The following is a 9,043-nucleotide window of genomic DNA, read 5'->3' as shown; positions in this document are numbered from 1 at the left end:
ATGGCGAAGAAGGCTCTGATTGCCAAGGCTGCTCGTAAGCCCAAGTTCGGTGTGCGTGCGTACACCCGCTGCCAGCGCTGCGGCCGCCCGCACTCCGTCTACCGCAAGTTCGGCCTCTGCCGCGTGTGCCTTCGTGAGATGGCTCACCGTGGCGAGCTGCCGGGCGTGACCAAGAGCTCCTGGTAGTCCGTACTTTTCCGGACTGCTTGGACTCTCGGTAAGTAAAGGGTTGGCAGATGCCGTCCTCCATATGGCTTAGGCTAGGAGGGTTGGGCGTCTGCCGCCCTGACCGACTTACTACGCCGTAGGTCCCCGCGCCGCACCCGTCCTGCCTCTGAGTGGGGAGAGGGATGGCGCAGATAGGAAACCACGGCGAGAGAGGCCGAAGGCCAATTCATGACCATGACTGATCCGATCGCGGACATGCTGACTCGTCTGCGTAACGCGAACTCGGCGTACCACGACACCGTGGCGATGCCGCACAGCAAGATCAAGTCTCACATCGCGGAGATCCTCCAGCAGGAGGGCTTCATCACGGGCTGGAAGGTCGAGGACGCCGAGGTTGGCAAGAACCTCGTTCTCGAGCTGAAGTTCGGCCCGAACCGTGAGCGCTCCATCGCGGGCATCAAGCGGATCTCCAAGCCCGGTCTCCGGGTTTACGCGAAGTCCACCAACCTGCCCAAGGTCCTCGGCGGCCTCGGCGTGGCGATCATCTCCACGTCGCACGGTCTTCTGACCGGCCAGCAGGCAGGCAAGAAGGGCGTAGGTGGGGAAGTCCTCGCCTACGTCTGGTAGTCGGGAACGGAGGAATAGCTAATGTCGCGTATTGGCAAGCTCCCCATCACGGTTCCCGCCGGCGTGGACGTCACCATCGACGGCCGTACGGTCGCTGTGAAGGGCCCCAAGGGTTCCCTTTCGCACACCGTTGTCGCGCCGATCGAGATCGCTAAGGACGAGGACGGCGTTCTGAACGTCACCCGTCCGAACGACGAGCGTCAGAACAAGGCCCTGCACGGCCTGTCCCGCACGCTGGTGGCGAACATGATCACCGGCGTGACCCAGGGTTACGTGAAGAAGCTCGAAATCAGCGGTGTCGGTTACCGCGTCCTCGCGAAGGGCTCCAACCTGGAGTTCTCGCTGGGCTACAGCCACCCGATCCTGGTCGAGGCCCCCGAGGGCATCACCTTCAAGGTGGAGTCCGCGACCCGTTTCTCGGTCGAGGGCATCGACAAGCAGAAGGTCGGCGAGGTTGCGGCCAACATCCGCAAGCTGCGCAAGCCCGACCCGTACAAGGCCAAGGGCGTCAAGTACGAAGGCGAAGTCATCCGCCGCAAGGTCGGAAAGGCGGGTAAGTAAGCCATGGCATACGGTGTCAAGATTGCTAAGGGCGACGCTTACAAGCGTGCTGCCATCAAGCGTCGTCACATCCGCATCCGTAAGCACATCTCGGGTACGGCTGAGCGTCCGCGCCTGGTCGTGACGCGTTCCAACCGCCACATCGTGGCCCAGGTCATCGACGACATCAAGGGTCACACCCTTGCGTCGGCGTCGACCCTGGACACCACGATCCGCGGGGCCGAGGGCGACAAGTCCGCGGCTGCCAAGTCGGTCGGCGCCCTGGTCGCCGAGCGCGCCAAGGCTGCCGGTGTCGAGACTGTCGTGTTCGACCGTGGTGGTAACCAGTACGCCGGGCGCATCGCAGCCCTGGCGGACGCCGCCCGCGAAGCCGGACTCAAGTTCTGAGTCGGTTCCGTAGCTAGCGGAAACAGAGAGAGGTAATTCCAATGGCTGGACCCCAGCGCCGCGGTGGCGGTGCCGGTGGCGGCGAGCGGCGGGACCGGAAGGGTCGCGACGGTGGCGCTGCCGCCGAGAAGACCGCATACGTTGAGCGCGTTGTCGCGATCAACCGTGTCGCCAAGGTTGTGAAGGGTGGTCGTCGCTTCAGCTTCACCGCGCTGGTCGTGGTGGGCGACGGTGACGGCACCGTGGGTGTCGGTTACGGCAAGGCCAAGGAGGTGCCGGCCGCCATCGCCAAGGGTGTTGAGGAGGCCAAGAAGCACTTCTTCAAGGTCCCCCGTATCCAGGGCACCATCCCGCACCCGATCACGGGCGAGAAGGCCGCGGGCGTCGTCCTGCTCAAGCCTGCTTCCCCCGGTACCGGTGTTATCGCCGGTGGCCCGGTGCGTGCCGTGCTCGAGTGCGCCGGCGTTCACGACATCCTGTCGAAGTCGCTCGGTTCGTCGAACGCGATCAACATCGTGCACGCGACCGTGGCGGCCCTCAAGGGCCTGCAGCGTCCCGAGGAGATCGCGGCTCGCCGTGGTCTGCCCCTCGAGGACGTCGCTCCCGCGGCTCTGCTGCGGGCGCGTGCCGGGGCTGGTGCTGCGTAATGGCACAGCTCAAGATCACGCAGACGAAGTCGTACATCGGCAGCAAGCAGAACCACCGCGACACCCTGCGTTCCCTTGGCCTCAAGGGCATCAACACGCAGGTCGTCAAGGAGGACCGCCCCGAGTTCCGCGGCATGGTGCAGACCGTCCGCCACCTCGTGACGGTTGAGGAGGTCGACTGACATGGCGGAGCAGAACCCGCTGAAGGTCCACAACCTCCGGCCCGCCCCGGGCGCCAAGACCGCCAAGACCCGTGTGGGTCGTGGTGAGGCGTCCAAGGGTAAGACCGCTGGTCGTGGTACCAAGGGCACCAAGGCCCGTTACCAGGTTCCGGAGCGCTTCGAGGGTGGCCAGATGCCCCTCCACATGCGTCTCCCGAAGCTCAAGGGCTTCAAGAACCCGTTCAAGACCGAGTTCCAGGTCGTGAACCTCGACAAGCTGAGCGCGCTGTTCCCCGAGGGTGGCGAGGTCACCGTCGAGGCCCTCGTGGCCAAGGGTGCGGTTCGCAAGAACAGCCTCGTCAAGGTCCTCGGCCAGGGTGAGGTCACCGTGGCGCTGCAGGTGACGGTCGACGCCGTCTCCGGCTCCGCCAAGGAGAAGATCACCGCCGCCGGCGGTACCGTCACCGAGCTCGTCTGATTCCCTCAGACGTGTCGATGACATGAGCGATTCCCAGCCGGGGATGCCCCACAAAAGGGGCATCCCCGGTTGGTCGTTCCAAGGGGGGCACGGTCGCCGGTAAGGTGGCGTGCACTGTCCAAGCTCCGTGCGGCCCGGCCGCACGGTTTTCTTGACTGATACGTATTCGTCGAACCTCAGACCACCACCTCTGGCGCACGCGCGCGGGGGTCGCAGGAGGCACCGTGCTCACCGCGTTCGCCCGGGCGTTCAAGACGCCCGACCTGCGCAAGAAGCTGCTCTTCACGCTCGGCATCATCGTGATCTACCGGGTGGGTACGCATGTGCCGATCCCCGGTATCGACTACAAGAACGTCCAGACCTGCATCGACAACGCGAATGCGAACCAGGGTCTGTTCGGTCTTGTCAACATGTTCAGCGGTGGCGCGCTGCTGCAGATCACGATCTTCGCGCTCGGCATCATGCCGTACATCACGGCGAGCATCATTCTGCAGCTGCTGACCGTGGTGATCCCGCGACTCGAGGCCCTCAAGAAGGAGGGCCAGGCCGGCACAGCGAAGATCACGCAGTACACGCGCTATCTGACCATCGCGCTCGCGATCCTGCAGGGCACCGGCCTGGTGGCCACCGCCCGCACCGGCTCCCTCTTCCAGGGCTGCCCCGTCGCCAGCCGGATCGTCCCCGACCAGTCGATTTTCGTCACCATCACGATGGTCATCACGATGACCGCGGGTACGGCCTGTGTCATGTGGCTCGGTGAGCTCATCACCGACCGCGGCATCGGCAACGGCATGTCCATCCTGATGTTCATCTCGATCGCCGCCACCTTCCCGAGCGCCCTCTGGGCGATCAAGCAGCAGGGCGACCTGGCGGGCGGCTGGATCGAGTTCGGCACCGTGATCGCGGTCGGTCTGGTCATGGTCGGCCTGGTGGTCTTCGTCGAGCAGGCGCAGCGCCGCATTCCGGTCCAGTACGCGAAGCGAATGATCGGCCGCCGGTCCTACGGCGGAACGTCGACGTACATTCCGCTGAAGGTCAATCAGGCGGGCATCATCCCTGTGATCTTCGCCTCCTCGCTGCTCTACATTCCGGCCCTGGTCGCCCAGTTCGCGGGCGGCAACTCGGGATGGAAGACGTGGATCGAGGCGAACCTGACCAAGGGTGACCATCCGATTTACATCGCCACGTACTTCATCCTGATCGTCTTCTTCGCCTTCTTCTACGTCGCGATCTCCTTCAACCCCGAGGAAGTCGCCGACAACATGAAGAAGTATGGTGGCTTCATCCCGGGCATCCGGGCTGGCCGCCCGACCGCTGAGTACTTGAGCTACGTACTCAACCGGATCACGTGGCCGGGTTCGCTGTATCTGGGACTGATCGCTCTTGTGCCGACGATGGCGTTGGTGGGCTTCCAGGCAAACCAGAACTTCCCGTTCGGCGGGACGAGCATCCTCATCATCGTGGGTGTGGGTCTGGAAACCGTGAAGCAGATCGAGAGCCAGCTCCAGCAGCGCAATTACGAAGGGTTCCTCCGCTGATGCGAATCGTCCTCGTCGGGCCGCCCGGTGCGGGCAAGGGAACGCAGGCCGCGTTCCTCGCCAAGAACCTGTCGATCCCGCACATCTCCACGGGCGACCTCTTCCGTGCCAACATCAGCCAGGGCACGGATCTTGGCAAGCAGGCGAAGGCGTTCATGGACGCCGGCAACCTCGTGCCCGACGAGGTGACCATCGGCATGGCGAAGGACCGCATGGCGCAGCCGGACGCCGAGAACGGCTTCCTGCTCGACGGCTTCCCGCGCAACGTGTCGCAGGCCGAGGCGCTCGACGTGGCCCTCAAGGCCGACGATGTGAAGCTCGACGCGGTCCTGGACCTCGAGGTCCCCGAGGACGAGGTCGTCAAGCGCATCGCGGGCCGCCGCATCTGCCGCAACGACTCGAGCCACGTCTTCCACGTGACGTACTCCCAGCCGAAGGCCGAGGGCGTCTGCGACATCTGTGGCGGCGAGCTGTACCAGCGCGAGGACGACAGCGAGGACACCGTCCGCAAGCGCCTCGAGGTCTACCACTCGCAGACCGAGCCGATCATCGACTACTACCGGACCCAGGGCCTGGTCGTCACGATCTCCGCGCTCGGCAAGGTGGACGAGGTCACGGAGCGCGCGATGGACGCCCTCAAGGGCGACAAGTAATCAGTACGCTGTTCGGCCGCGGTGCCCGTCGGGGGACCGCGGCCGTACTGTTGTCTACGTACCCGGCGCGAGTACGTAGCCGGTTTGTCGACGGATGACGGAGAGCGGAAGTCCCATGGTGCAGATCAAGACCCCCGAGCAGATCGCGAAGATGCGTGAGGCGGGCCTTGTCGTCGCCGCGATCCACGCCGCGACCCGTGAGGCCGCGGTGCCCGGCGCCACCACGAAGGATCTGGACGACGTCGCCCGCAAGGTGATCGCCGAGCACGGCGCGAAGTCGAACTTCCTCGGGTACGGCGGCTTCCCCGCCACGATCTGCACCTCGGTCAACGAGGTCGTCGTGCACGGCATCCCCGACGACAAGACCGTCCTGAAGGACGGCGACATCATCTCCATCGACGCGGGCGCGATCATCGAGGGCTGGCACGGTGACGCGGCCTACACCGCGTTCGTGGGCACCGGTCACGCCCCGGAGCTCGTCGAGCTCTCCCGGGTGACCGAGGAGTCGATGTGGGCGGGCATCGCGGCCATGAAGCCGGGCAACCGGCTCATCGACATCTCGCGCGCCATCGAGACGTACATCCGCCGCCAGCCCAAGCCGGGCGGCGGCAAGTACGGGATCGTCGAGGACTACGGCGGTCACGGCATCGGCACCGAGATGCACATGGACCCGCACCTCCTGAACTACGTCGAGCGCCGCCGCGGCAAGGGCCCCAAGCTGGTCCCCGGCTTCTGCCTGGCCATCGAGCCGATGGTCTCCCTCGGCACCCCCCGCACGGAGGTCCTGGAGGACGACTGGACCGTCATCACGACGGACGGCACGTGGTCCTCGCACTGGGAGCACTCCGTCGCGCTGACGGAGGAGGGCCCGCTGGTCCTCACGGCGCCGGACTGCGGCAAGGCGAAGCTGGCGGAGTACGGGACCACGGCGGCGCCGGACCCGCTGGGCTGAGCCGTGATGTCAGCGGTGTGCGGCAGTGGTGCCTCCTTGCTTAAGGATCTTGCTCGTGGGGCAGACTTTCTCGATTCGTCTTTCCGAGTGCACTGACGTAGACTGACGCGTCGGCTCTCGTGCATCCGTGTGTCTGCATTCGGTGTACGAAGTCGATCAAGGTAGTCGATTCGAAGGGCGAAGCGTGGCCAAGAAGCAAGGTGCCATCGAGATCGAAGGCACTGTCGTCGAGTCTCTTCCGAACGCCATGTTCAAGGTGGAGCTCCAGAACGGCCACCAGGTCCTGGCACACATCAGTGGCAAGATGCGCATGCACTACATCCGCATCCTCCCTGACGACCGGGTCGTGGTGGAGCTGTCTCCGTACGACCTGACCCGTGGCCGGATCGTCTACCGGTACAAGTAGATCTTGCCCGCATCCCGCTCGCGCGGGGTGGTGGCACTGACCCGGAGAACCTCACCCAATGAAGGTCAAGCCGAGCGTCAAGAAGATCTGCGACAAGTGCAGGGTGATCCGCCGTCACGGCCGGGTCATGATCATCTGCGACAACCCGCGCCACAAGCAGCGCCAGGGCTGACGCACGACTGCAGTTCGCAGATTTTCGCGCGACGCACGTAAGTAGATACGCAGGACCCGTCCCTCTTCAGAACCATCGGTCATGGAGGGCGACACCCCCGGTCGGAGGCCGGGGACCCAGTACGTACCGACCCTTTTCCAGCAAAAGGGGACGGCGGCTGGGAGTGGTTCTGCTGAAGACCTCCGAAGAATCAACAGGAGCCATGAATGGCACGCGTTGAAGGTGTTGACCTCCCGCGCGAGAAGCGCATCGAGGTCGCCCTCACCTACGTGTTCGGCATCGGCCGCACGCTGGCCCAGCAGACGCTGGACGCCACCGAGGTGGACCGCAACACCCGCGTCCGCGATCTGACCGAGGAAGACCTCGTCAAGATCCGTGAGTACGTGGACGCCAACATCAAGACCGAGGGTGACCTCCGTCGCGAGATCCAGGCCGACATCCGCCGCAAGGTCGAGATCGGTTGCTACCAGGGTCTCCGTCACCGTCGTGGTCTGCCGGTCCGCGGTCAGCGCACCAGCACGAACGCCCGCACCCGCAAGGGCCCGCGTCGCGCCATCGCCGGTAAGAAGAAGCCGGGCAAGAAGTAGTCCTCGCTCAGCGGTCTATCGACAGCTGACGCTGCAGGACCGACCACCTCCCGTAGGAGTTATAGATGCCCCCCAAGGGTCGTCAGGGCGCTGCCAAGAAGGTGCGCCGCAAGGAAAAGAAGAACGTTGCCCACGGGCACGCTCACATCAAGAGCACGTTCAACAACACGATCGTGTCCATCACGGACCCGACCGGCAACGTGATCTCGTGGGCCTCCGCCGGCCACGTCGGCTTCAAGGGCTCGCGCAAGTCCACGCCGTTCGCCGCGCAGATGGCTGCCGAGTCGGCCGCCCGTCGCGCGCAGGAGCACGGCATGCGCAAGGTCGACGTGTTCGTCAAGGGTCCCGGCTCCGGCCGTGAGACCGCGATCCGCTCCCTCCAGGCCACCGGCCTCGAGGTCGGCTCGATCCAGGACGTGACGCCCACGCCGCACAACGGCTGCCGTCCGCCCAAGCGCCGTCGCGTCTGACGTACGTCGCTTGACTTGAGGAATCGGGCGGTACGGCTCTTCCGAGCCGTATCGCCCGTACCCTTGTAGCCAGTAACACATGGGGCTTCGCCCCGGGCAGGGCATCAAATAGTGGGTGCCCCTGACTGAAGGAATCACTTCATGCTGATCGCTCAGCGTCCTTCGTTGACCGAAGAGGTCGTCGACGAATTCCGTTCCCGGTTCGTGATCGAGCCGCTGGAGCCGGGCTTCGGCTACACCCTCGGCAACTCCCTCCGCCGCACGCTCCTCTCGTCGATCCCCGGCGCTGCTGTCACCAGCATCCGCATCGACGGTGTCCTGCACGAGTTCACCACCGTGCCGGGCGTCAAGGAGGACGTCACCGACCTGATCCTCAACATCAAGCAGCTGGTCGTCTCCTCGGAGCACGACGAGCCGGTCGTGATGTACCTGCGCAAGCAGGGCCCGGGTCTGGTCACCGCCGCCGACATCGCGCCCCCGGCCGGTGTCGAGGTGCACAACCCCGACCTCGTCCTCGCCACGCTCAACGGCAAGGGCAAGCTGGAGATGGAGCTGACCGTCGAGCGCGGTCGCGGCTACGTCTCCGCCGTGCAGAACAAGCAGGTCGGCCAGGAGATCGGTCGCATTCCGGTCGACTCCATCTACTCGCCGGTCCTCAAGGTCACGTACAAGGTCGAGGCGACCCGAGTCGAGCAGCGCACCGACTTCGACAAGCTGATCGTCGACGTCGAGACCAAGCAGGCGATGCGTCCCCGTGACGCCATGGCCTCCGCCGGCAAGACGCTGGTCGAGCTCTTCGGTCTCGCCCGCGAGCTCAACATCGACGCCGAGGGCATCGACATGGGCCCGTCCCCCACGGACGCCGCGCTCGCCGCCGATCTCGCCCTGCCGATCGAGGAGCTGGAGCTCACCGTTCGGTCGTACAACTGCCTCAAGCGCGAGGGCATCCACTCGGTGGGCGAGCTCGTCGCCCGCTCCGAGGCGGACCTGCTCGACATTCGCAACTTCGGTGCGAAGTCGATCGACGAGGTCAAGATGAAGCTCAATGGCATGGGCCTCGCGCTGAAGGACTCGCCTCCCGGGTTCGACCCGACCGCCGCGGCTGACGCCTTTGGCGCCGACGACGACGCGGACGCGGGCTTCGTGGAGACCGAGCAGTACTAGTCGCCTCCGGTGGGGTGGGCGGGTTCTCCCGGCCGCCCCGCCGCTGCGGCTGAGCCCTTGTCCTCAAACGCC

General features: G+C 65.3%; 15 protein-coding genes. All 15 read left to right on the top strand.

From position 1 onward, the window contains the following. Positions 1-186, top strand: coding sequence for a type Z 30S ribosomal protein S14 (locus ACFVYL_RS11945; protein ID WP_003956452.1), 186 nt, complete (start codon positions 1-3; stop codon positions 184-186). A 210-nt stretch (positions 187-396) separates the two neighbouring features. Continuing rightward, positions 397-795 carry a 30S ribosomal protein S8 gene (rpsH, locus tag ACFVYL_RS11940; RefSeq protein WP_018528360.1) on the top strand — a complete coding sequence of 133 codons (399 nt, stop codon included), beginning with the start codon at positions 397-399 and terminating at the stop codon, positions 793-795. Positions 796-816: 21 nt separating this feature from the next. Further along, positions 817-1,356 carry a 50S ribosomal protein L6 gene (gene rplF, locus ACFVYL_RS11935; protein ID WP_362363444.1) on the top strand — a complete coding sequence of 180 codons (540 nt, stop codon included), beginning with the start codon at positions 817-819 and terminating at the stop codon, positions 1,354-1,356. Positions 1,357-1,359: 3 nt separating this feature from the next. Next, positions 1,360-1,743, top strand: coding sequence for a 50S ribosomal protein L18 (rplR, locus tag ACFVYL_RS11930; protein ID WP_055564833.1), 384 nt, complete (start codon positions 1,360-1,362; stop codon positions 1,741-1,743). 41 nt (positions 1,744-1,784) lie between these two features. Continuing rightward, positions 1,785-2,390 carry a 30S ribosomal protein S5 gene (rpsE, locus tag ACFVYL_RS11925; protein ID WP_389714785.1) on the top strand — a complete coding sequence of 202 codons (606 nt, stop codon included), beginning with the start codon at positions 1,785-1,787 and terminating at the stop codon, positions 2,388-2,390. Next, a complete protein-coding gene (gene rpmD / locus ACFVYL_RS11920) occupies positions 2,390-2,572 on the top strand; it encodes a 50S ribosomal protein L30 (protein WP_030567278.1) in 183 nt (60 codons plus the stop codon). The genes rpsE and rpmD overlap by 1 nt, the downstream gene beginning before the upstream one ends. A 1-nt stretch (position 2,573) precedes the next feature. After that, on the top strand, positions 2,574-3,029 hold the full coding sequence (rplO, locus tag ACFVYL_RS11915; protein ID WP_098244248.1) for a 50S ribosomal protein L15: 456 nt from the start codon (positions 2,574-2,576) through the stop codon (positions 3,027-3,029). A 224-nt stretch (positions 3,030-3,253) separates the two neighbouring features. Beyond that, entirely contained in the window at positions 3,254-4,567 is a 1,314-nt protein-coding gene (gene secY / locus ACFVYL_RS11910; RefSeq protein WP_389714784.1) for a preprotein translocase subunit SecY, read from the top strand. Then, positions 4,567-5,220, top strand: a complete 654-nt coding sequence (locus tag ACFVYL_RS11905) for an adenylate kinase (protein ID WP_389714782.1) — start codon at positions 4,567-4,569, stop codon at positions 5,218-5,220. The genes secY and ACFVYL_RS11905 overlap by 1 nt, the downstream gene beginning before the upstream one ends. Positions 5,221-5,335: 115 nt before the next feature. Beyond that, entirely contained in the window at positions 5,336-6,172 is an 837-nt protein-coding gene (gene map / locus ACFVYL_RS11900; protein WP_389714781.1) for a type I methionyl aminopeptidase, read from the top strand. Positions 6,173-6,356: 184 nt separating this feature from the next. Continuing rightward, positions 6,357-6,578: a translation initiation factor IF-1 gene (gene infA / locus ACFVYL_RS11895; RefSeq protein WP_003948620.1), complete on the top strand. Its 222-nt coding sequence runs from the start codon at positions 6,357-6,359 to the stop codon at positions 6,576-6,578. A 58-nt stretch (positions 6,579-6,636) separates the two neighbouring features. Continuing rightward, a complete protein-coding gene (gene rpmJ / locus ACFVYL_RS11890; RefSeq protein ID WP_003948619.1) occupies positions 6,637-6,750 on the top strand; it encodes a 50S ribosomal protein L36 in 114 nt (37 codons plus the stop codon). A gap of 206 nt (positions 6,751-6,956) precedes the next feature. Beyond that, complete coding sequence (rpsM, locus tag ACFVYL_RS11885) at positions 6,957-7,337, top strand: 30S ribosomal protein S13 (RefSeq protein WP_030782528.1); 381 nt, start codon at positions 6,957-6,959, stop codon at positions 7,335-7,337. A gap of 65 nt (positions 7,338-7,402) precedes the next feature. Further along, positions 7,403-7,807, top strand: a complete 405-nt coding sequence (gene rpsK / locus ACFVYL_RS11880) for a 30S ribosomal protein S11 (RefSeq protein WP_003948617.1) — start codon at positions 7,403-7,405, stop codon at positions 7,805-7,807. Between the two features lie 141 nt (positions 7,808-7,948). Continuing rightward, positions 7,949-8,971, top strand: coding sequence for a DNA-directed RNA polymerase subunit alpha (locus tag ACFVYL_RS11875; protein ID WP_016645160.1), 1,023 nt, complete (start codon positions 7,949-7,951; stop codon positions 8,969-8,971). Positions 8,972-9,043: the final 72 nt, after the last annotated feature.

Origin of the sequence: Streptomyces sp. NPDC058308 (assembly GCF_042880275.1) — a bacterium.
Lineage (GTDB): Bacteria > Actinomycetota > Actinomycetes > Streptomycetales > Streptomycetaceae > Streptomyces.
The sequence above is the reverse complement of the archived record's forward strand: the minus strand, read 5'-3'. Positions and strand labels throughout refer to the sequence as shown.

What these genes read in the sequence shown, in the direction of transcription:
- map (WP_389714781.1), top strand. Translation starts at nt 5,336, where the DNA reads ATGGTGCAGATCAAGACCCCCGAGCAGATCGCGAAGATGCGTGAGGCG.
- rpsE (WP_389714785.1), top strand. Translation starts at nt 1,785, where the DNA reads ATGGCTGGACCCCAGCGCCGCGGTGGCGGTGCCGGTGGCGGCGAGCGG.
- rpsK (WP_003948617.1), top strand. Translation starts at nt 7,403, where the DNA reads ATGCCCCCCAAGGGTCGTCAGGGCGCTGCCAAGAAGGTGCGCCGCAAG.
- rplO (WP_098244248.1), top strand. Translation starts at nt 2,574, where the DNA reads ATGGCGGAGCAGAACCCGCTGAAGGTCCACAACCTCCGGCCCGCCCCG.
- rplR (WP_055564833.1), top strand. Translation starts at nt 1,360, where the DNA reads ATGGCATACGGTGTCAAGATTGCTAAGGGCGACGCTTACAAGCGTGCT.
- rpsH (WP_018528360.1), top strand. Translation starts at nt 397, where the DNA reads ATGACCATGACTGATCCGATCGCGGACATGCTGACTCGTCTGCGTAAC.
- rpsM (WP_030782528.1), top strand. Translation starts at nt 6,957, where the DNA reads ATGGCACGCGTTGAAGGTGTTGACCTCCCGCGCGAGAAGCGCATCGAG.
- rplF (WP_362363444.1), top strand. Translation starts at nt 817, where the DNA reads ATGTCGCGTATTGGCAAGCTCCCCATCACGGTTCCCGCCGGCGTGGAC.
- ACFVYL_RS11945 (WP_003956452.1), top strand. Translation starts at nt 1, where the DNA reads ATGGCGAAGAAGGCTCTGATTGCCAAGGCTGCTCGTAAGCCCAAGTTC.
- rpmD (WP_030567278.1), top strand. Translation starts at nt 2,390, where the DNA reads ATGGCACAGCTCAAGATCACGCAGACGAAGTCGTACATCGGCAGCAAG.
- ACFVYL_RS11905 (WP_389714782.1), top strand. Translation starts at nt 4,567, where the DNA reads ATGCGAATCGTCCTCGTCGGGCCGCCCGGTGCGGGCAAGGGAACGCAG.
- rpmJ (WP_003948619.1), top strand. Translation starts at nt 6,637, where the DNA reads ATGAAGGTCAAGCCGAGCGTCAAGAAGATCTGCGACAAGTGCAGGGTG.
- ACFVYL_RS11875 (WP_016645160.1), top strand. Translation starts at nt 7,949, where the DNA reads ATGCTGATCGCTCAGCGTCCTTCGTTGACCGAAGAGGTCGTCGACGAA.